The sequence below is a fragment of the Commensalibacter sp. A3DC genome (assembly GCF_047307945.1).
GTDB lineage: Bacteria > Pseudomonadota > Alphaproteobacteria > Acetobacterales > Acetobacteraceae > Commensalibacter > Commensalibacter melissae.
The window spans coordinates 23,674-46,640 of the sequence record NZ_JAXOQA010000005.1; the positions used below are offsets into that span (position 1 = coordinate 23,674).

Annotated in this window: 21 protein-coding genes and 2 tRNA genes; all 23 read right to left on the reverse strand. The window is 38.8% G+C overall.

Annotated features, from left to right (window positions below):
- Positions 1–15: 15 nt before the first annotated feature.
- Positions 16–705, reverse strand: a complete 690-nt coding sequence (locus U0839_RS01195; protein ID WP_413549896.1) for an ABC transporter ATP-binding protein — start codon at positions 703–705, stop codon at positions 16–18.
- Positions 698–1,957, reverse strand: a complete 1,260-nt coding sequence (locus U0839_RS01200) for a lipoprotein-releasing ABC transporter permease subunit (RefSeq protein ID WP_413549897.1) — start codon at positions 1,955–1,957, stop codon at positions 698–700. The genes U0839_RS01195 and U0839_RS01200 overlap by 8 nt, the downstream gene beginning before the upstream one ends.
- Before the next feature lie 7 nt (positions 1,958–1,964).
- Positions 1,965–3,287 carry a proline--tRNA ligase gene (gene proS / locus U0839_RS01205; RefSeq protein WP_155565370.1) on the reverse strand — a complete coding sequence of 441 codons (1,323 nt, stop codon included), beginning with the start codon at positions 3,285–3,287 and terminating at the stop codon, positions 1,965–1,967.
- 71 nt (positions 3,288–3,358) lie between these two features.
- On the reverse strand, positions 3,359–5,002 hold the full coding sequence (locus U0839_RS01210; protein WP_155565369.1) for a ribonuclease J: 1,644 nt from the start codon (positions 5,000–5,002) through the stop codon (positions 3,359–3,361).
- Positions 5,003–5,025: 23 nt separating this feature from the next.
- Positions 5,026–5,796, reverse strand: coding sequence for a type III pantothenate kinase (locus U0839_RS01215; RefSeq protein WP_347400742.1), 771 nt, complete (start codon positions 5,794–5,796; stop codon positions 5,026–5,028).
- 3 nt (positions 5,797–5,799) lie between these two features.
- Positions 5,800–6,555, reverse strand: a complete 756-nt coding sequence (locus tag U0839_RS01220) for a biotin--[acetyl-CoA-carboxylase] ligase (protein WP_413549899.1) — start codon at positions 6,553–6,555, stop codon at positions 5,800–5,802.
- 18 nt (positions 6,556–6,573) lie between these two features.
- Positions 6,574–7,998, reverse strand: a complete 1,425-nt coding sequence (nuoN, locus tag U0839_RS01225; protein WP_155565367.1) for an NADH-quinone oxidoreductase subunit NuoN — start codon at positions 7,996–7,998, stop codon at positions 6,574–6,576.
- Between the two features lie 26 nt (positions 7,999–8,024).
- Complete coding sequence (gene nuoL, locus U0839_RS01230) at positions 8,025–9,962, reverse strand: NADH-quinone oxidoreductase subunit L (RefSeq protein WP_155565366.1); 1,938 nt, start codon at positions 9,960–9,962, stop codon at positions 8,025–8,027.
- Between the two features lie 4 nt (positions 9,963–9,966).
- Positions 9,967–10,287, reverse strand: a complete 321-nt coding sequence (nuoK, locus tag U0839_RS01235) for an NADH-quinone oxidoreductase subunit NuoK (protein WP_110438948.1) — start codon at positions 10,285–10,287, stop codon at positions 9,967–9,969.
- Complete coding sequence (locus U0839_RS01240) at positions 10,284–11,018, reverse strand: NADH-quinone oxidoreductase subunit J (protein WP_155565365.1); 735 nt, start codon at positions 11,016–11,018, stop codon at positions 10,284–10,286. Before U0839_RS01240 ends, nuoK begins: the two co-directional genes overlap by 4 nt.
- 76 nt (positions 11,019–11,094) lie before the next feature.
- Positions 11,095–11,583: an NADH-quinone oxidoreductase subunit NuoI gene (nuoI, locus tag U0839_RS01245; RefSeq protein ID WP_110438946.1), complete on the reverse strand. Its 489-nt coding sequence runs from the start codon at positions 11,581–11,583 to the stop codon at positions 11,095–11,097.
- Positions 11,583–12,608 carry an NADH-quinone oxidoreductase subunit NuoH gene (gene nuoH / locus U0839_RS01250; RefSeq protein ID WP_155565363.1) on the reverse strand — a complete coding sequence of 342 codons (1,026 nt, stop codon included), beginning with the start codon at positions 12,606–12,608 and terminating at the stop codon, positions 11,583–11,585. The genes nuoI and nuoH overlap by 1 nt, the downstream gene beginning before the upstream one ends.
- 4 nt (positions 12,609–12,612) lie before the next feature.
- Entirely contained in the window at positions 12,613–14,676 is a 2,064-nt protein-coding gene (gene nuoG, locus U0839_RS01255; protein ID WP_413549902.1) for an NADH-quinone oxidoreductase subunit NuoG, read from the reverse strand.
- A gap of 9 nt (positions 14,677–14,685) precedes the next feature.
- Positions 14,686–16,008, reverse strand: coding sequence for an NADH-quinone oxidoreductase subunit NuoF (gene nuoF / locus U0839_RS01260; RefSeq protein WP_155565361.1), 1,323 nt, complete (start codon positions 16,006–16,008; stop codon positions 14,686–14,688).
- Positions 16,002–16,637 (reverse strand): complex I 24 kDa subunit family protein, encoded by a 636-nt coding sequence (locus U0839_RS01265; protein WP_155565360.1) that lies wholly within the window; start codon positions 16,635–16,637, stop codon positions 16,002–16,004. The genes nuoF and U0839_RS01265 overlap by 7 nt, the downstream gene beginning before the upstream one ends.
- Before the next feature lie 6 nt (positions 16,638–16,643).
- Positions 16,644–17,894 carry an NADH-quinone oxidoreductase subunit D gene (locus U0839_RS01270; protein WP_155565359.1) on the reverse strand — a complete coding sequence of 417 codons (1,251 nt, stop codon included), beginning with the start codon at positions 17,892–17,894 and terminating at the stop codon, positions 16,644–16,646.
- Positions 17,895–17,918: 24 nt separating this feature from the next.
- Positions 17,919–18,587, reverse strand: coding sequence for an NADH-quinone oxidoreductase subunit C (locus U0839_RS01275; protein WP_370533589.1), 669 nt, complete (start codon positions 18,585–18,587; stop codon positions 17,919–17,921).
- Positions 18,580–19,155: a NuoB/complex I 20 kDa subunit family protein gene (locus U0839_RS01280; RefSeq protein WP_155565358.1), complete on the reverse strand. Its 576-nt coding sequence runs from the start codon at positions 19,153–19,155 to the stop codon at positions 18,580–18,582. The genes U0839_RS01275 and U0839_RS01280 overlap by 8 nt, the downstream gene beginning before the upstream one ends.
- A 38-nt stretch (positions 19,156–19,193) precedes the next feature.
- On the reverse strand, positions 19,194–19,559 hold the full coding sequence (gene ndhC, locus U0839_RS01285; RefSeq protein ID WP_122123496.1) for an NADH-quinone oxidoreductase subunit A: 366 nt from the start codon (positions 19,557–19,559) through the stop codon (positions 19,194–19,196).
- Between the two features lie 207 nt (positions 19,560–19,766).
- Positions 19,767–19,844: transfer RNA gene (locus U0839_RS01290), tRNA-Asp, on the reverse strand.
- 72 nt (positions 19,845–19,916) lie between these two features.
- A tRNA-Val gene (locus U0839_RS01295) sits at positions 19,917–19,992 on the reverse strand.
- Between the two features lie 89 nt (positions 19,993–20,081).
- On the reverse strand, positions 20,082–20,369 hold the full coding sequence (locus U0839_RS01300) for an HU family DNA-binding protein (RefSeq protein WP_110438938.1): 288 nt from the start codon (positions 20,367–20,369) through the stop codon (positions 20,082–20,084).
- Positions 20,370–20,535: 166 nt separating this feature from the next.
- The gene (gene lon / locus U0839_RS01305) at positions 20,536–22,911 is read right to left on the reverse strand and encodes an endopeptidase La (protein WP_413549907.1); all 2,376 of its coding nucleotides are present in this window, start codon (positions 22,909–22,911) and stop codon (positions 20,536–20,538) included.
- Positions 22,912–22,967 lie beyond the last annotated feature (56 nt).

Below are 22,967 nucleotides of genomic sequence, written 5' to 3' on the forward strand. Positions count from 1 at the left end.
TATTATTATACCTTATTATAAATGACAAGGAATTATTTTGCCCTCATGCAAGGTAACAACCCGATCCATTTTGGTGGCTAGGCAATGATTATGAGTAACGATCAAAGCTGTCAAACCTTCACTACGTACAACCTGTAACAGCAAATTAAAAACATGCTCGGAATTCTTTCCATCTAAATTTCCCGTTGGTTCATCCGCCAATAGAATTTTTGGTGAATTTACCAAAGCCCGTGCAATTGCAACCCGCTGTTTCTCTCCACCAGACAACTTTCCTGGGTAATGATCGACACGATGACCAAGACCAAATTTCTTTAACCAGTCCCTACCTATATTTACCGCTTTCGTTTTAGATCCCCTTGCTATCAATTGTGGTATCAAAACATTTTCCAAGGCAGTAAATTCAGCAAGCAAATGATGAAACTGATAAACAAATCCTATTGAATTTAATCTTAATTGCGTTCTTTCCCGATCATTCAATCTGGAAGATTTTCGACCTTGAATAATAATTTCGCCCTTTTGGGGTTTTTCAAGCAATCCAGCAATATGCAACAAGGTTGATTTACCCGTACCAGAAGGAGCAATCAGGGCAACAATTTCACCATGATTGAGCGTAAAATCAGCATTGTGCAAAATTTGAAGGTTCTCATCACCACTTTTATAGGCATGTGAAATTTTATCTAACTGGAGGACAACTTGATTATTCATTTCTCAATGCCTCAACTGGATCCGTTTTTGCTGCTTTCCAAGATGGGTATAATGTCGCCAGTAAAGAAAGGAACAGAGCCATTGACATAACCTGTATCACATCTGACCAATCTAACTTAGCCGGCAAATGTTCAAGATAATAAACCTCAGGATTAAATAGATTTGTTCCCGTGATTTTTTGCAAACCCTGACGTATATGTTCTATATTTTTACAAAATAAAATTCCCAATACAGTTCCTATCAGTGTTCCTGTTACCCCAACAGATGCCCCGCACATCAGGAATATCCGCATTATCGCACCACGTGATGCCCCCATGGTTCTAAGTATGGCAATATCACGTGTTTTATCCTTGACCATCATAATCAAAGAGGATATGACATTAAAAGCAGCAACCAAGATAATTAACGCCAGAATAAGAAACATCACATTCTGTTCAACTTGCACTGCTCCAAAAAAAGCATTGTTGCTCTGAGTCCAATCAACAAATTTCAGATTATCATTTCTAAACGAATTCTCAAGTTGATGCGTAACAGCTTGAATATGGGTTGAATCATTCGAGAATATCTGGATTCCTGTTACCTCATCATCAAGCTGAAAATATTTCTGTGCTGCCCGCATCGGTAAAAAAACATAACTGGAATTATATTCATGCATACCAGAATCAAAAATACCAATAATTCTATAGGATTTGATTCTGGGAATATTACCCATTACTGTTGCGGACCCTTTAGGTGAAATTAAAGTTAACCTTGAACCAACTCCCAGATTTGCTTGCTCAGCAAGAGTTTCACCAATAATGATGACATCATCGCCTTGAAATTGTTTCAAAACTGTTGGATCGAGAGTTTTGCTAATGACTTTAAGTTTTTTCAAACCAGAAGCTGCCATTCCCCTAACCATTCCACCAGAGTTGAAATTTCCAGCACTTATCAACACTTGTCCTTCAATAAAGGGAATGGCAGATGTAATATGGGGCATTTGTTCAATTCTGTTGGATAAATTATTATATCCCCTTAAAGAGGTTGGCCCATCATAAGATTGACTGTATACACTCAAATCTCCATTCAAGCCTAGTATACGTCCTAATAAATCAGCCTTGAAACCATTCATGACAGCCATGACGACTATTAATGTTCCAACACCCAAGGCTATTCCTATTAATGAAAAAATAGCTATTATTGAAACAAAACGCTCGCCTTTTCTAGCACGAAGATATCGTTTTGCAACCATTCTTTCAAAAGAGCCAAACATAAATACATTACCTTTGATAAGAGGAAATATAATTCATCACCTGTTCTATAGATACTTCCGTTCTTTCGCCGGTTTCACGACGTTTAATTTCGACAACATTATTACCTATCCCTCTTGGACCGATAATAATTTGCCAAGGGTGCCCCATCAAATCAGCATCTGCAAATTTCACTCCAGCCCGTTCATCACGATCATCATATAAAAACTGTTCTTGATCCATTTTATACAATGCTTCACAAGCATCCTTACAAGCTTGATTCTTCAATCCCAAATTAATAATCACGGCTTTGAAAGGAGCAATAGCATCTGGCCATATTATCCCCTGATCATCATGTGATGATTCAATTATTGCCCCGACAAGACGGGAAACCCCAATACCGTAAGAACCCATATGAGGATTTATTTTGTAACTATCAGGTCCTATCACAGAAACATTCATTGCTTCTGTATATTTTGTACCAAAATAGAAGATTTGACCTACCTCAATTCCACGCCCTTCACAGCGTCTGGATTCTGGAACTTTTTGCCATTCATTCTGATCATGTTTTTCATCAGTGGCGGCATAAAATCGTGTCATACGTTGGAAGAAAGCGGCCAAGGATTCCTTATCATTTATATCAACCGGCATTTCAAGCCAGTTCTGTTCCGTGAAATCAGAATCAAAATAGATCCCGCTTTCACCCGTAGGTGCCAGAATAATAAATTCATGGCTTAAGTCCCCGCCTATCGGACCTGTATCAGCCAACATTGGAATTGCTTTTACACCAATTCTTTGAAATGTCCTGAGATAAGAAAGCATCATTTTATGATAGGTTACAACAGCATCTTCATAATTAAGATCAAAACTGTATCCATCTTTCATATAGAATTCCCGCCCGCGCATCACGCCGAAACGTGGACGAATTTCATCCCTGAATTTCCACTGAATCTGGTATAAAAGCTGTGGAAGCTCTTTATAGGACTTTATAAATTGTCCAAATATATCGGTTATCATTTCTTCATTCGTGGGACCATATAAAAGATCACGTTTGTGACGATCAACAATACGAAGCATTTCCGGTCCATAAGCATCATAACGCCCAGAACGTTTCCATAAATCCGCCGATTGCAAAGTTGGCATCAAAACTTCCTGTGCATTGATAGCATTTTGTTCTTCCCTCACAATTCTCGATATATTGTCAAGAACTCTCAAGCCCAAGGGCAGCCATGCATAAATGCCAGAAGACATTTGCCGAACCATCCCTGTTCTTAACATGAGACGATGAGAGATAATTTGAGCTTCAGCTGGATCTTCTTTTAAAGTTGGAAGAAAACTGGACGATAGACGCATATTTATCCTATTAAAACCATATTTTTATGAAACATTACAATCGATCAATATTACTCAATATCAACAGAATATCACAACCGTATGACGTGAACCTCGATAAGCGGTTTTTTACCAAGCTTACGCCCCAGAATACGTCTTAGTATTGATTTCGATTTGTCAATTAATTCTTCGTCATTCAACCGAACTATTCTTGGCAATTGTTCAATTGCATCGGCAAAATTATCAATAATCAGATCACAATCATCATACTGATCCAGTAAACCGGGCGCGCTTATATTTGGATCACTCAACAACATACCCTCATCATCCACTGCAAAACTTGCAACAATAACACCGTTATAAAGCATGCGTCGACGTGCCGCCAATACGTTCCCATCTATGGATAAAAGCCTGTTTCCATCAACTGTCAAGCGGCCATAAGGTACACTATTTACAATTTTGGTTGGTCCTGGTGCCAATTGAATGATATCTCCATCCTCCAGCAGGATAGGTTCAGAGTTACAAGATTTTGCAATTTCCGCCTGTGCATTCAAATGAACCCACTCACCATGAACAGGAATGCCGTATTTTGGTTTTACCAGTTTATATAATTCTGTAACTTCATCATGACTGGCATGTCCTGAAACATGAACCAAATGATCTACGGATGTTATTACCCTGACCCCACGACGCACCAGATTATCCTGTACACGCATGATTGCCAATTCATTACCGGGAATTGTACGACTGCTGTAAATAACAGTATCTCCAACACCAAAAGATATATGTTGATGTGTATCATAGGAAATACGGGTTAAGGCTGATCTTTCCTCACCTTGACTTCCCGTAATAATGAATACAACATTTTCCTGATCAATTTCATTCATATTCTGTTCCGTATAAAACGGAGGAATATCACGAAAATATCCATTTTCACGTGCTGCAATTTCAATATTCTGCAAAGAGCGGCCAATAATTACCACAGGGCGATTTGCCTGTTTTGCTGCATAAGCAATCGTCTCGATCCTTGAGACATTACTTGCGAAACAAGTTACTGCAACTCTTCCCCTGATATTGGCAATAAGATCAACCATGCTTTTTCTGACGGCACCCTCTGATTCAGGCGCACGTCTGACAATCGCATTCGTACTATCACAAATCATTGCCAAAACACCTTCATCACCTATCTCGGCAAATTTTGAAAGATTTGTTGGATGACCTATTACAGGATCAGGATCGAATTTCCAGTCACCTGTATGTAATACTGTTCCATAAGGAGTGCGAATTACAACACTTTGCGCTTCAGGTATAGAATGCGTTACAGGTATAAATTCCAGATCAAATTCCCCAATTCTGATACGGGCTCCAATATCAATCAGATGAATTGTGACATCATTTAGTAAGTTAGCCTCTCTCAATTTTCTTCTAATAATTGAAGCGGCAAACGACGTTGCATAGATTGGACACTCCAATGCTTCCCAAAGATATGTTATCGCACCGATATGATCTTCATGTGCGTGAGTGATAACCAATCCTAACAAACTATCTTTATATCGAATAATGAACTCAGGATCAGGCACCAGAATATCGGCTTCCGGCATGTCGTTACCACTAAAACCAATGCCACAATCAAATGCAAGCCATGACCCATTAAGACGATATAAATTAAAATTCATACCAATTTCACCTGTTCCTCCTAAGGGAAGAAAGGCAAAATCGTTTGCAGTTTCATTCATGTTTATCCTTTTTATTATTTTTACTATGATGTTTTATTACGATTTGCAAGCAATCTTAATCCTTCTAACGTTAATTCCAGACTAATTTTTTCAAAAATATCGGTACCTTCTGCCAATAAGGATGCCAATCCGCCTGTTCCTATAACGCGATAGGAACAATTAGCTTCGGCTCCAATCCTTTTTATGATACCCTCAATAAGACCTATATATCCCCAATATATACCTGATCGCATTGCGTTAACTGTTTCTTTACCTATTACGGAAATGGGTTTCGTTATACCGATCTTTGGTAATCGAGCTGCGGCTTTATGTAGAGATTCCAAAGATAAAGTGAGACCGGGTGAAATAATTCCTCCGCAATAATTTCCTTTTTCATCAATAACATCAAATGTTGTGGCTGTCCCTAGATCCACAACAATTAAAGGACCCCCAAATAGAGTATGAGCTGCTAGGCCATTTAGCAAACGATCAACACCCACTTCATGAGGGTTATCAATTAAAATTTTGAATCCCCAATCCAGATCAGATGAAGCGATAAGAGGTTCGACGCCAAACCATTGTCGACACAATAATCTCAATTGATATAAAATCGGGGGAACAACAGTACCAATGATAATGTTGTCAATCTGATCAGTTTTTATCCCACATGCTTGCAGTAAAATAAGTAATGTCGCGGCGTATTCATCTGATGTATGGTTGGGAATTGTACTCATTCGCCATGAACCCACCCATTTTTCACCATTATGTATAGCAAATACAACATTGGTGTTGCCCGCATCAATGACCATTAACACGCTTTAACAATCCTGAGAATTATCTAACCAAAAAACTTCACCCGTAGAGAAACTTCGCATTTCCTTTACAGTTTGTAATAATAGTAACCCATGTTCATCAATACCACAATAAATTCCTTCCCAACTATTTTGCTGTAAATTTACAGTTAATTTTGAATTTAAAGGTATTGATTTCTTTATCCATGCCTCACGTATAATTTTTTCTTGATCATTTGTTAAAAAATTTATCCAGTAATCAAAATAATATATAATTTTCTTTGATAACTCTTTTGCTAAGGGTGGTTTAGTTACAAAATCTTTTAAACAACCCAATTTTCTATTCAAATCAGGATAACTATTGATATTGACACCAAAACCCATAACCAACCATTCTAATTGACTGGTCTTGGAAATATTGCTTTCAATTAGAATTCCACCAATTTTCCTGTTTTTATACAATAGATCATTAGGCCATTTAATAAATAATTCATGATCGACTTTGCTGTAAAATCTTACAGCATCATAAAGAGATAATGCTGCAACAAACGGAATCCAATTCAATTTTATATTCGATGATCTTGGCCAATATAATAAAGAAAAAGCTAAATTACCCTGAGGCTCGATCCATTTGCGCCCACGGCTTCCCCGTGGTGACGACTGAGAGTCAGCCAAAACAGCCAGATCGGTTTTATTTCCTAATCTGGCAATCTCAATGCAGTGATCATTGGTAGACGATAACGTGGAATAATGTTCAAATTTCCAGAACCTTCTTTTTTCCACGTCTAGACACTTGAATGATTAATTAAACAAAGATTTAGCTGCAATGCGTCCAACATGCATCATTGGACCCATAAATATGATAAAAATTACCGTTAACGCGCTCATACCAAAGGACATAAAAGAAATTGATAATGAACGATGATCAAGTTGTCCATGAGATCTGTCCATGAAAATGATCTTAACAATCCTAAGATAGAAAAAAGCACTTAAAACGCTGGCAACAATTCCAACTGTTGCAAGTACATATAAATGTACCTGAATAGCTGCCCAAAAAACCATAAATTTACCAAAGAATCCTGCAAGTGGCGGAACACCTGCCATACTAAACATGAAAATTGCCATAGCAACCGCTATGCCCGGATCACTTTTACCAAGTCCGGCCAAATCATTAATGTTTTCTACAACCTTACCTTTTCGAGTCATAGATGTAATCACAGCAAAAGTTCCGACATTCATGAAAAGATAAGTTGTCAAGTAAATGATCGTTCCCAAAACGCCATTTGAATTTCCTGCGGCTAATCCAACCATTGCATATCCCATATGTGCAACTGAAGAATAAGCCATCATTCTTTTAATATTTAATTGAGATATAGCACCAATACTTCCAATAATTATGGATAACAATGATATAACTTCAATCAAAAACTGCCATTGATAGGATAGGGTTCCAAAAGGTCCCGTCATTAACCGTAAAAATAATGCAAAAGCTGCAAATTTTGGCGACGTCGAAAGAAAGGTTGCAACAGGCGTTGGAGCACCTTGGTAAACATCCGGTGTCCACATATGAAAAGGTACTGCAGAAATTTTAAAGCATATTCCGATTAAAACAAAAACCAGTCCAACGACAAATCCCATATTATTATAATTTGCCGCTACGATGACTTTATGAACATTGTTATATTCCATATTTCCAGCTGCGCCATAAAGCATTGAAATACCATAAAGTAAAATTGCAGACGCGACTGATCCCAAAATGAAATATTTTATCCCAGATTCAGCTGATAACGGATTGTTACGATCAATTGCACATAAAATATATAAAGATAACGAAGATAACTCCAGTCCAAGATACAGGCTCATAAGATTATTGGAGGAGACCATAACCATTGCACCGACCGTGGAAAAAATGATCAACGCTATAAATTCAAAATATGTTGTTTTATTTTTTTTATTAAAATCCAAGGACAAAATAATTGTTAATAAACCTGCAATAAGAACCAGCAATTTCATGTAACGGGAAAATTCATCATTTACAAATAACCCGTAATATGCCAACCCATTTGCATTGGTTAACGTTAAAAATCCCGCGGCAATAAATATTGCCGTGGAAAAAATGGCAGAGGGAAAAAAGGAATTTTCCTTTTTTTGCAGCGCCCCGAATAACAATATAATAAGACCACCAATTGTTAATACAATTTCTGGAATAGCAAGCGTCCAATTCATCGGATTTATCCTGACTTAACTTAATATCATTGATAGATCAGGAAAGTGGCGACGATAACCACCAACCCAATTGCCATGGTAAAAGCATATAAAGCAAAAGAACCATTTTGAATCCAGGATATCCCTTTGGCAGAACGATTTGTAAATTGCGCCAATATGACAGGAAATTCCTGGATAATATCTTTTTCACCAATTTTCCATAATGCCTTAGACAAAGCTGCATAAGGACGGATAATTATTACATCGTAAAGTTTATCAAAATACCATGCATTTAATAGAAAACGGTAAAACCCCTTCATTGACTGAGCTAATGATATAGGGATATTCGGATTAACTATATAACATAAATAAGCGATTAAAATACCCAGTATACCAAGTATAAGTGGCATTAATGCAATAATTGCAGGTGTATGTTGCTCAATAATCATATGCAAATTATCTGAAACATTAACAATTGAACCTCCCCAAAATATAATTTGTTGAGAACCTATATAATAAGGATATAGGATAATGCCTCCAATAATTGATGAAACACCAAGTATAATCATGGGTAAAGTCATAGAGAAAGGAGATTCTTTTGCATGATCATAATTTTCCTTATGTTTTGGTTTTCCATGGAACACAAGAAACAACATCCGCCAGCTATATAGGCTTGTAAGAAACGCAGTTAATAACAATACAACCCAAGCCGCATATCCCAAGGAAGATTGGGTTGCCCAAACAGCTTCCAGAATGGCATCTTTTGACCAGTAACCTGCAAATGGATATATTCCACCCAATGCTAGACAGCCTATCCACATCAATATGCAAGTCAAAGGTAATTTTTTATACAATCCACCCATCTTGAACATATCCTGTTCATCATGAAGCGCGATAATCACTGATCCCGCACCAAGAAACAACAATGCCTTGAAAAAAGCGTGTGTCGTTAAATGGAATACTGCAATTTGATAGGTTCCCACACCAACTGCGACAAACATATATCCAAGCTGAGAACAAGTTGAATAAGCAATGGATTTCTTAATATCTGATTGTACCAAAGCAACAGAACCGGCAAATAATGCTGTTAATGATCCTATAACAATAATGAATATCTTAACATGTGGAGCCAATTCAACCAGGGGTGACATTCTTGCCATCAAGAATACACCTGCTGTCACCATAGTTGCGGCATGAATAAGTGCGGAAACTGGCGTTGGTCCTTCCATTGCATCCGGTAACCATACATGAAAAAACAATTGGGCAGATTTTCCCATGGCCCCGACAAATAGCAGGAATGCAATAAATTCATATATCTGGAAATCAAAACCCAATAAATGATAATGCAGTTGAACTAAATCAGGTAATTTTTGAAATATTTCATTATAAAAAACCGAACCGGTCGTGATAAAAAGCAAACTAATGCCTACGAGAAAAAATAGATCCGCAATACGATTTACAACAAAAGCCTTGATTGCGGCTGATATAGCTGCTGGACGCATATACCAGTATCCAATAAGTAAATAACTGCATAAACCTACCCCTTCCCAGCCAAAAAACAATTGAACCAGATTATTAGAGGTAATCAAGGCAATCATACTGAATGTAAATAAAGATAAATATGCAAAAAAACGATAAGTTGGCATCGTGTCATGCGACATATATCCCATACTATAGATATGGATTAACAAGGATATGCTTGATACCATCGTCAACATGGCAACAGACAAACTGTCCAGTTTCAAATACCAGTTAATATGAAAATTACCGGCATTGATCCACTCCATGAAATGAACAACTTGACTATCCATATGATTGGCAAAAAATTGCCAAGTTACAAGCCATGCACATGTAACCGATATGGACATTCCAAGAATAGAAATAAACTTCGCAAATGAATCACCGATTATCCGCCCCATTAACCCTGCGCATAAAAAACCAGCCAAGGGTGAGATAACAGCTGTAATAAATAATGATGATGTCATTTCTTTACCCCTTCATCATCATCGTATCTTGCACTTCCACCGACCGACGATTACGATAAAATACCATAATAATGGCAAGTCCGATGGCAGATTCTGCAGCGGCGACTGTAAGGCTAAACATAACCATAATCTGCCCTGTTAAATTGCTATATAAAGAAGAGAATGCAATTAAATTAAGATTTGCAGATAAAAGCATCAATTCAATAGACATCAATATAACAATTAAATTCTTCCGATTAGCAAAAATACCAAACAGACCAATTGAAAATAAAATACCACTGACAATCATATAGGGAGCAAGCCCCACAGAATTTAAAATATTCATTTCATTTGCTCCCTTTGTTGTCTTTTTTCAGTAATATCGGTTTTATCACCAGGTTTTGGACCGAAGGAATCCTCTTGTGCAACACCATAATAAGTCTCTTTGGGACGAAGGAAACCGCCAATATCCTGAATGCTTTTATTCAAGGGCACATCACGAATTTCCAGAGTTTGGCTTGGTTCGCGCATATGTTGGCGCATAATGTTCTGTCTACGGTTTTTAGGATTTTTATGCAGGGTCAAGACAATTGCACCGATCATTGCAACAAGCAGGATTAATCCACAAATCTGGAATAACAAAACATAATGCGTATATAAAATATCCCCCAATGCTTTGGTATTCGAAATATCATGCAACGCAGAATTTTGACCCCTGCTTATCAATTCAGGATCAACATGCCAATGGATGGCAATCATAATAAATTCAACGACAAGAATAAAAGCAATGATACAACCCACAGGCATGTAACGTTGCATTCCTTCCTTTAACTGGACCAGCTCTATTTGCATTGTCATTACAATAAACATAAACAGAACCATGACTGCACCAGCATATATGGCTATCAAAAGTATAGCCAAAAATTCGGCACCGGCCAGCATAAACAATCCAGCGGCATTACAGAATGCAAGAATTAGAAATAGGGCTGCATGAACTGAATTTCGAACAAAAACAACCATCGATGCTGATAGTAGCAAAATTATTGCGAAAATATAGAAAAGAATAATCGGTGTCATTATCCTAATTCCTGATCAAAGATCTTTATAAGACCCGATATATAAATTAATTTATTCATTTTAAATGTTTCCTGCCTCACCGATATGGAGCATCCTGCTCCAGTCTTAATGCCAAGGCACTTTCCCATTGATCCCCATTAGACAATAATTTGCTTTTGTCGTACATCAACTCTTCCCGAGTTTCAGTGGCGAATTCGTAATTGGGTCCTTGAACAATCGCGTCAACAGGACATGCTTCCTGACATAACCCGCAATAGATGCATTTTGTCATATCTATATCATACCGGGTAGTTCTTCTCGAACCATCATTCCGCTCTTCAGCCTCAATGGTAATTGCTTCAGCCGGACACGTTGCCTCACACAATTTGCACGCAATGCAACGCTCTTCTCCATTGGCATAACGACGCAAGGCATGCTCCCCTCTAAACCGTGGTGAGAGAGGACTTTTTTCATAAGGATAATTGATTGTTGCCTTCGGTTTGAAGAAATAACGTAGTGTTATTCCCAGTCCAGTCAACAATTCTGATAATAAAAAAGACCGTGCGGTTCTATCAATAAAACCCATTAACCAGCTCCTCCATATATCCCTACGCCGGTTACCATTACAAACGCAGCGGTAAGCACAACCCATATTAATGAAAAGGGTAAGAATATTTTCCAGCCTAATCGCATTAACTGATCATAACGGTATCTTGGAAACGCGCTTCTTACCCATATAAAACAGAATAGACAAAATAAAACTTTAATTATCATCCAGAAAGGTGCAGGTATCCAGGTAAACGGCACACAATCAAAGGGTGGCAACCATCCACCTAAAAATATGATGCTGGTAATTGCAGACATCAAAATCATGTTGCCATATTCAGCCAGAAAAAATAATCCGAAGGCCATTGAGGAATATTCCACAAAAAAACCTGCCACCAGTTCACTTTCACCAACTGAAAAATCAAAAGGTGGACGATTGGTTTCAGCTAAACATGAAATAAAGAAAATAATGAACATGGGAAACATTGGCAGGAAAAACCAGACATGTTTTTGTGCCAGGACAATATCGTTCATATTTGCACTACCAACAAGCAACAGTACGGAAACGATAACAAGTCCAATTGAGACTTCATATGATATCATCTGTGCCGTGGCACGCATGGCCCCCAATAAAGAGTATTTCGAATTCGAAGCCCAGCCGGCCAACAAAGTTCCGTAAACACCCAAGGAGGAAATCGCCAATAGGTAAAGGATACCAATATTAAGATTTGCAACAGCCCAACCATCATTCACGGGAATTACCGCCCATGCGAATAGGGACAATGTAAAGACTAGAATTGGCGCGACAAAAAACAAGACCCTATTTGCCTTGGCAGGAATGATCGTTTCCTTAAAAATCATTTTAACCGCATCGGCAAAGGGTTGCAGCAAACCGAAAGGACCAACAACATTCGGACCTTTACGAAGCATAATTGCAGCCAAAACTTTACGTTCCAACCAAGTCAGATAAGCGACACCGACAAGCACTGGAACCAATAGTGCCAGTGTTTTTAATATAATCAGGATAACTGATCCGAGTAATGTATGAATAAAGAAATGTTCCATGATATCACTCCGCAGCTTTTGCCGATGAATTGGCACCACGTGTTTTTGAACATTCATGCATTGTGAGGCTGGCTCTACTGATTGAATTCGTTAAGAAATAATCTGAAATAATCGCCCTAAAAGATTGTTTTTCAATGTTTTTTTCTGAAATATTTATGGAAGAACACATCTGGTTTCTAACTACTCCCTTTTCCTTAAATACAGGATAGGACTGTGCCAGGCAAGTTCTTAACTCATATAAATTGGAATAAGGAAGATCAATATTCATTGATTGGGCAATTTCTGAAATAATTTTCCAATCTTCCCTGGCATTTCCAGGAGGTAAAATCGCCCTGTTACCCTGCTGAATTCTGCCTTCCGTATTAACATAAGTACCTGATTTTTCTGTATAAGCGGCTCCAGGTAAAATAATATCAGCACGTTTGGCAGACTGATCTCCATGATGTCCCTGATAAATCACAAAGCAATCGGCAGCCAATTTTGAAAGATCAATTTCATCTGCATCAAGCAACCACAAAAGATCCGTGCCACCCGTAACCATCGAGCGTGCATCTTGTGAATCCGATTTAGGATAAAATTCCATATCCAGACCCGCAACACGAGCGGCTGCATGATGAAGGACATTGAATCCATTCCAATTTTCAGTTACGGCGCCAATTTTATGAGTTAAAGCCAAGGTTTTTTCAAATATTAATTTTGCATCTTCACGAACCAATGCCCCGTGTCCAATAATAATCATTGGGCGTTTCGCATTATTCAAAATTTCGTTAAAGGCAAGCTCATTTCGTAACAATGAATCAATTAAAGTTGGATCCTCTCCTAAATTCTCAATTTTATACGTAGGATCATCAATAAGTTCACCTATAAATGCAATTGGGAATTGTTCGGTAAGAGACAACCATCTTTTACGAATACGGGCATTCAAAACAGGTGCCTCTTGACGTGGAAAAGCACCTATCATCAATAAAGCATCGGCCTGCTCAATTCCTGCAATCGTACTATTGAAAACATAATGTCCACGATAAGAGGTATCGTAATATGCCCCATCTTGACGACAATCTAAATTGCTGACCCCAAGATCGTTCATCAAATTTTTTAATGCAAACATGCTTTCTGCATCACATAAATCGCCTGCAATGACGCCTATACGCTCTTTTTTGGTAGATTTTAATTTTTGGGAAACAACCTGGATTACCTCATCCCATGAAGTTTCGACAAGTTTGCCTTCTTTTTTTATCCATGGTCGATCCAGACGTCGCCGTTTCAAACCATCCAGAGAGAAACGACCCTTATCAGCAAGCCAACTTTCATTAACATCATCATTTTGACGGGGGAGAATTCTCAAAACCTCACTTCCTCGCACTTGTAAAGTTATATTCGTTCCCACAGAATCCATCACATCAATTGAATCAGTATTTTTCAGTTCCCACGAACGGTAACGGAACGCGGTTGGTTTGGCCGTTAAAGCTCCAACAGGGCAAACATCAATAAGATTTCCTGAAAGTTCTGTATTGATACCCTCTTCAAGAAAAGGGGTGATTTCAAGATTGGTACCCCGGTTGATTCCGCCAAGTTCTGCCGTACCAGCGATTTCATTCATAAAACGAATACAACGTGTACATTGAATGCAGCGTGTCATGACAGTGCGAACCAACGGTCCGAGATACTTATCAGTAACTGCCCTTTTTTCGTCCCTGAATCGTGAACATTCACGTCCATAACCTACTGCCTGGTCCTGTAAATCACATTCACCACCCTGGTCGCAAATAGGACAATCCAGGGGATGATTGATTAATAACAGTTCCATCGTACTGCGACGCGCTGCCCTGACCATTTCTGTGTCGGTCAAAACCTGCATTCCATTCATTACTGGCTGTGAGCATGATGAAACCAGAGGTTTACGAGAACCGGTTATCTCAACCATACACATTCTGCAGTTTCCAGCCACAGAAAGTTTTTCATGATAACAAAAACGAGGGATTTCCTTTCCTGCTGCCTCACAGGCCTGTAATACTGAAGAACCATTGGGAACATCCACAGGAATACCATCAACGATAACTTTTACCATAATTCCTTCCTATCCCAATACCGGCGTTCCAACAGGCACCTGGACCTGAACAGCACCACTATGGGTTTTCTTATAATCCATAATTCTTTGTTCCATCATTGGACGAAAATTACGAATTAATGCTTGCACGGGCCAGGCAACAGACATACCCATTGCACAGATTGTTGTGTTTTCAATCTGTTTAGTTACATCCATCAACATATCAATTTCTTCTATTTCTGCACGTCCCTCTGTCATTCTCTTCATGACCTTCAGCACCCAATTGGATCCTTCCCGACATGGCGTGCACTGACCACAGCTTTCATGTTTATAAAACTGAGAAATACGTGTAATCGCCCTAATAAGATCCGTTGACTTATCCATCACAACTATGCCAGCCGTTCCCAACCCGGACCCAACTTCACGCATACCGTCAAAATCCATTATAACGGTATCACACACTTCCTTGTTCAGCATAGGCATTGACGTGCCACCCGGAATAACAGCTAAAAGGTTATCCCATCCACCACGTACACCCCCGCCATGACGTTCAATAATTTCCTTCAAGGGCAATCCCAATGCCTCTTCAAATACACAGGGGGTTTGAATATGACCCGAAATCGCCATTAATTTTGGACCAGTATTGTTTTTACGCCCTATACTTGAAAACCAAACGGCTCCTCTACGCATTATTGTAGGGGTTACCGAAATGCTTTCAACATTATTGATCGTGGTCGGACAACCATATAATCCCTTACCCGCTGGGAAAGGTGGCTTCAGACGCGGCTGCCCCTTTTTGCCTTCAAGACTTTCAAGCTGGGCTGTTTCCTCACCGCAAATATATGCGCCTGCACCGCGATGAATATAAAAATCAAAATCCCAACCACTACCACAGGCATTTTTACCGATCAATCCCGCTTCATATGCCTCGTCAATGGCAACTTGCAGTCTGTTGGCTTCATTGTAATATTCACCACGAATATATATGTAGGCAACATGCGCGCCTATCGCAAAAGAGGCAAGCAATGCACCTTCAACAATTTTATGAGGCTCATGACGTAAAACTTCCCTGTCCTTGCAAGTGCCAGGCTCTGATTCATCCCCATTAATTACCAGATAATGAGGTAAGGGACCATCCCCTTTGGGCATAAACGACCATTTTAGACCTGTAGAGAAACCTGCGCCACCACGTCCCCTTAATCCTGAATCAATTACCTCTTTGACGATTTTTTCACGTCCCAAAGCTAAAATAGCCTTGGTATTATCCCAATCACCCCGTTTACGAGCACCTGCCAATTTCCAGTCATCCTGACCATGCAAATTGACATAAATACGGTCTTTAGATTCTAGCATCGTTTTTTGGCCTTTGAATTATCTGATAAGGAATGATCTTGACGCAAAGGAGCCGAATTAAAACGATTTAATGCAGATCCTGGAGGCGGTTTTTCCCCTCTTCTCAATGCATTAATTAACTCAATGGTTTTTGGACCATTCATGTCTTCATAATAATCATGATCAACCTGTAGAATAGGCGCATTTGCACAGGCACCCAAACATTCAACCTCGGAAAGCGTGAACAATCCATCTTCACTGGTTTGACCAAATTCCCTGATTCCTGTCGCTTTTTTACAGGCTTCAACCACTTCATCCGATCCCCTCAACCAGCATGGTGTTGTTCCACAAACTTGCAAATGATATTGCCCTATGGGTTCGAGGTTAAACATTGTATAAAATGTGGCAATTTCAAATACCCTCACAGGCGCAATTTCCAGACGTTTTGCAACAGCAGCCATAGCCGCCTTTGGCACCCAAGCACTTTTGGTCAAACGTTTCATCTGATCTTGAACGATATATAATAAAGGTATAACAGCACTTGCTTTTCTCCCTGCCGGATATTTTGCAAGCACCTTCTCTATCTGCATTTCACTTTCTTTATCAAAAGTGAAGTCAGATGGCTCAATATTCATTTTACTTTCTGACATTACACCCTATCTATCCACTTCACCAAAAACCAAATCCAACGAACCAATAATTGCAACCATGTCAGCCAACATATATCGATGGGATAATTCATCCAATGCTTGAAGATGCGAAAAACCTGTCGGACGTATTTTACAACGATAAGGTTTGCTTCCGCCATCCGCCACAAGATATACCCCAAATTCACCTTTTGGACTTTCAACAGCAGTATAGGTTGTGCCTGCAGGAACATGAAATCCTTCACTATAAAGTTTGAAATGATGAATCAATGCCTCCATTGAATGTTTCATATCTTTACGTTTTGGAGGTGAGATTTTATTATCTTCAGTCTTAATTGGACCAGGTTTTATCTTGCTTAGGCATTGCTCAATTATTTTGGCGCTCTCGCGCATTTCAACAACACGAATCAAATACCGATCATAACAATCCCCTTGCCGAGCAACAGGAATTTTAAAATCAACTTTATCATAATTATCATAGGGTTGGGATCGCCGCAAATCCCATGCAACTCCCGATGCTCGCAAACATGGACCAGAAAATCCCCATGACAATGCATCTTCAGTTGTACAGATTCCAATTCCAACAGTTCGCTGTTTCCAGATACGGTTTTCTGTTAACAATCCTTCAATATCATCAATTAATTTTGGAAAATCTCTAACCCATTTTCCAATTTTCTCTTCCATACCTGCGGGCATATCCTTAGCCACACCCCCATGCCTAAAATAATTCGCATGAAAGCGGGCGCCAGATACACCTTCATAAAATTCCATTAATTTTTCGCGCTCTTCATAAGCCCACAATGCAGGTGTCATCGCCCCACAATCGAGACCCATGGCAGTCACGTTCAGTAAATGATTTAATATACGGGTTATTTCAGCAAACAGAACTCTTATCCATTTTGCACGATCGGGAACATCAATCCCCAACAATTTTTCTGTAGCAAGAACATAGGCATGTTCCTCGCTCATTGGAGAGGCATAATCCAAACGATCAAAATAAGGCAGTCCCTTATGATAAGCCTTGTGCTCCAGTAATTTTTCTGTTCCACGATGTAATAAACCAATATGAGGAGTTGCCCTTTTAACAACCTCACCCTCTAATTCCATCACAACACGCAACACACCATGAGCAGAAGGATGTTGTGGTCCAAAATTAATCGTGTGCGTATCACCTGATAAAACATGAGATATATTCTGAGAAATTTCAGATTTCACCTGTGATGTTTTATCGGTTACCCCTTCTTGTATAATTTCACTCATCAAATATCCTTTTACCGTTTAATCCTATATAGAATACGGTTTAATATTTTGACGCTTCTCATGAATCTTTTCGTCACCAGGAAGTGTTACAATACCTTCCCAGGGTGAATCAAAATCAAAGTCCCGCATCTCCTGTGTCAAATGGACCGGTTCATAAATTACTTTATTTTGATCAGCATCATATCTAACTTCTACATATCCTGTAACAGGGAAATCCTTTCGCAAAGGATGTCCATCAAATCCATAATCCGTCAAAATGCGCCTCAAATCAGGCTGTCCGGAAAATAATACACCAAACATGTCATAACATTCACGTTCCCACCACGTTGCATTTTTCCATAAATGATGAACGGAGGGAACCGGTTCTTTTTCATCTGTATGAACAATGATACGAATACGCTGATTCAATGTTACAGATAAAAGATTATAGACAACATCAAATCTTTTTTGACGGTAGGGATAATCAACACCACACAAATCCATCAATTGTTCGAATTTGCAAATGGGATGATTTTTAAGCAGAATTAACACATCAAGCAAACAGTTGAGTTTAACCAATATGATTAGTTCATCGTGATCAAACTCAGCCTTGACAACGCCATTTGACGAAAACATGAGCATCATGCCAATCGCCTGCAAATTTGCTTTTTGATTTAAAATTCTTTTTTTTGAATTTTCTGTAAAATTAACCACGAAGAATTGTCCCTGTACGCTTGATTTTCTTTTTCAACAACATAATACCATAAATCAATGCCTCAGCGGTTGGCGGACACCCGGGTACATAAACATCTACAGGGACAATACGATCACATCCCCTTACGACTGAATAGGAATAATGATAATATCCCCCACCATTTGCGCAGGATCCCATTGAAAGAACCCATCTTGGTTCTGACATCTGGTCATATAATCGACGTAAAGCAGGTGCCATTTTATTCGTTACCGTACCAGCCACAAGCATGACATCTGCCTGTCTGGGCGATCCCATTGGTACAACCCCCATACGATCCAAGTCATAACGTGGCATATAGGCATGAATCATTTCAACAGCACAACAAGCCAATCCAAAAGTCATTGGCCAAAGACTGCCAGTTCTTCCCCAATTGATTAATTGGTCAAGCTTGGCAACAACAAAACCTTTATTTGAAATTGCCCCCGTTATTCCTTTAATAACTGCATCCTGTTCAGATCCAGGAGGTAACGTTTCTTGATTCCAGTAAATCTGATCAGGATCAGATTTATTTGTTATTTTTATATTCATTATCTACTCGTTTTAACCGACAATGGACTTATTTTTACTTAATCCCATTCCAGTGCACCTTTGCACCATTCATACGCGAAACCTATGGTCAGGACTAAAAGAAATACAACCATAGAGAAAAAACCGAACATGCCAGTTTTAGACAGGGTCAAAGCCCATGGAAACAGAAACACCATTTCCAGATCAAATATCGTGAATAATATTCCCACCAAATAATAGCGCACGTCGAACATATGACGTGCATTTTCAAATGCCGGAAATCCGCACTCATAAGGCGTTATCTTTTCAGCATATGGTTTTTGTTTTGCACAAAATAATGCCGCACCCAACATTGCAACCGCAATTATTAAAGAAATAATCCCAAATATTAACACGGGTAAATAACTGTTTAAAATTGCCTGCATGGCTAATACTCTTTAATTTTTTATAGAAAATTAAATCATTTATCAAAAATGAACTCAATTCTTTATATCAAAGAAAAAAAAGAATTACACTGTTAATATTAAATATATTGATTTTTATTGATTATTTTAATAAATTTGATGGAACAAAGTATTTTGATGAAAATTTTAGTGATTTTCTATTATTGGGCCATTATACTATAAACTAAATGGCGCGAGTGACGGGGCTCGAACCCGCGACCTCCGGCGTGACAGGCCGGCGCTCTAACCAAACTGAGCTACACCCGCGCATTATATGAAGCTTTTCTAAAAGCTCTTTAATATTTTGTCAATATTAATATTTAATAAAACATTAATTTATGGTGGGCGATGACAGGCTCGAACTGCCGACCCTCTCGGTGTAAACGAGATGCTCTACCAACTGAGCTAATCGCCCGCTCCGTTTACCGGAACAACGACTTCTTAACACTGAAGCCGTTGTGTTGTCCAGTCATTTTTTCAAAAAAAATGAACTTTTTTTTAAAATTATTTACTAACAGCTTCTTTTAACAATTTACCAGGTTTAAAACGTACTGAAGTAGATGCTGGAATCTTGATTTCTTCACCTGTACGTGGGTTACGCCCTTTGGCTGCTTTACGATGAGCAGTGACGAAACTGCCAAAACCTACAAGGCGAACCTCTTGTTTTTTTGCAAGTGTTTCTTCAATAGTACTCAATACTGCATCGATAACCTCACCTGATTTGGCTTTTGACAATTCTGTTTTTTCAGCAACAGCGGCAACAAGTTCTTGTTTATTTAGAGGTTTTTCCATTCTTTTTTCTTTCTATAATAATCACAGACTAAATTTAACTGCTAATGGATATTACATCCATATCTTAAACTATTGAAGCACTTTTCAAGAACGTCAACCGTTCAAGGACTTCAATAGTTATTTTAATACATTTATTCTATTTTTGGTTGCAATATCACCACATTATTTAATGTGCCAGCTGTTTTTTTGATGAAACATTACTTTTTTTCGCAATTACTGGTGTAGAGGTTTCCTCTAGCTCAATAGATTCGTAGGGTTTAATCAATGCTTGATGAATAACATCATCTACCATTTTAACCGGAACAATTGTCAGATTTGATTTGACATTATCGGGTATTTCCACCAAATCCCTTTCATTTTCTTGAGGAATGAAAACTTTCTTAACTCCTGCACGCAATGCAGCAAGCAATTTTTCCTTAAGACCGCCTATAGGTAAAACCCTGCCCCGCAAAGTGATTTCCCCTGTCATGGCTATATCCTTACGAACAGGAATACCTGTCATAATGCTGACAATACTGGTTGCCATCGCAACACCAGCAGATGGTCCATCCTTTGGGGTTGCACCCTCAGGAACATGAACATGTATATCATGCTTTTCAAACAAGTCAGGATGTATTCCAAATTGTAAAGCTCGACTTTTTACATAAGATAAGGCTGCAGATACGCTTTCCTGCATTACCTCGCCAAGCTTCCCGGTTATCTTTATATGCCCCTTGCCTGGAACCATGACACTTTCTATATGAAGAATGTCACCACCTACTTCTGTCCACGCAAGTCCAGTTACGACACCTATAATATCGCGTTCTTCACTTTCACCATAAAAATACCGTTTAACCCCGACATAATCCTCCAGATTATCCAACATGATCTTTACATGGTCACATTCTCCAGAAACGATCTTCTTGACAATTTTACGAGCAATTTTCGCTATCTCTCGTTCAAGATTACGTACACCTGCCTCACGGGTATATGTGCGGACAAGTTCACGCAATACCTCATCATCAATCGACCATTCTGTAGGTTTAAGACTGTGAGATTCCCCCTCCTTCTTGATCAAATGCTGACGGGCGATCTGAACCTTCTCATCTTCTGTGTAACCGGCAATGCGGATAATTTCCATACGATCCAATAAAGGTTGTGGCATATTGAAACTATTTGCCGTTGTAATGAACATTACATCAGAAAGATCATAATCGACTTCTAGATAATGATCTACAAACGTGGAATTCTGTTCAGGATCAAGAACTTCCAAAAGAGCGGAAGCTGGATCTCCGCGCCAGTCTGCTCCAAGTTTATCAATTTCATCCAGTAAGAATAAAGGATTAGAAGTCCCAGCCTTTTTCATTCCCTGAATAATTTTACCGGGCATTGCACCAATATATGTTCGACGATGCCCACGAATCTCGGCTTCATCACGTACACCCCCCAAGGACATGCGAACATATTCACGTCCCGTTGCCTTGGCTATAGAACGGGCAAGGGATGTTTTACCAACACCTGGCGGTCCAACAAGGCATAAAATTGGACCTTTAAGTTTGGAAGAGCGGATTTGAACAGCAAGATATTCAAGAATTCTTTCCTTTACCTTTTCCAGTCCATAATGATCGTGGTTTAAAATTTCCTCCGCTTTTTTTAGATTCTTGGAAATTTTGGAACGTTTTTTCCAAGGCAGACCTACAATCCAGTCTAAATAATTACGCACAACGGTTGCCTCTGCAGACATCGGACTCATCCCGCGTAATTTTTTAAGATCAGATAATGCCTTGTCACGAGCTTCCTTGGTTAAGCGAAGTTTTTTTATCTTGTCTTCTAGTTCTGTCAACTCATCTTTACCGTCTTCACCCTCGCCCAATTCTTTTTGAATAGCCTTTAACTGCTCATTCAAATAATATTCGCGCTGTGTCTTCTCCATCTGTTTTTTAACACGGTTTCGTATACGCTTTTCAACTTGCAATACTCCAACTTCTGTTTCCAAATGTTCAAGAAGTTTTTCCAAGCGTTTTTTCAAATCAACCGTTTCAAGTATTTCCTGTTTTTCAGAAACTTTAAGATTGAGATGGCTTGTAATTGTATCTATAGCCTTGGAAGAATTTTCAATTTGATTGACAGCTACCAGAACTTCAGGCGCGATTGACTTGTTCAGTTTAACATATTGCTCAAACTGATTAGTCATTGTTCTTTTTAAGACATTAATCTCCTTGTCATCATTCTCCGTTTCTTCAATAAGCTCAACCTCTGCCTCAAAAAAAGCTTCATGATCAATAAATTTCTTGACCTTGGCACGTTGAATACCCTCTACCAATACCTTGACTGTTCCATCAGGTAATTTTAACAACTGTAAAATAGTTGCAATTGTTCCAAATGAATAAACATCCTTTTCCGTAGGATCTTCAACTGAAGCATCTTTTTGGGAAACAAGCAATATTTTTGAATGATTTTTCGTAACTTCCTCTAAAGCGCAGACCGATTTTTCTCGCCCTACAAATAAAGGTACAATCATATATGGAAATACAACAATATCCCTTAACGGTAGAACAGCCATAATATTGGGCTGTCTTATTTCTTGGTCTTTATTGGCATCCTTCTCTTTTTCTTCAG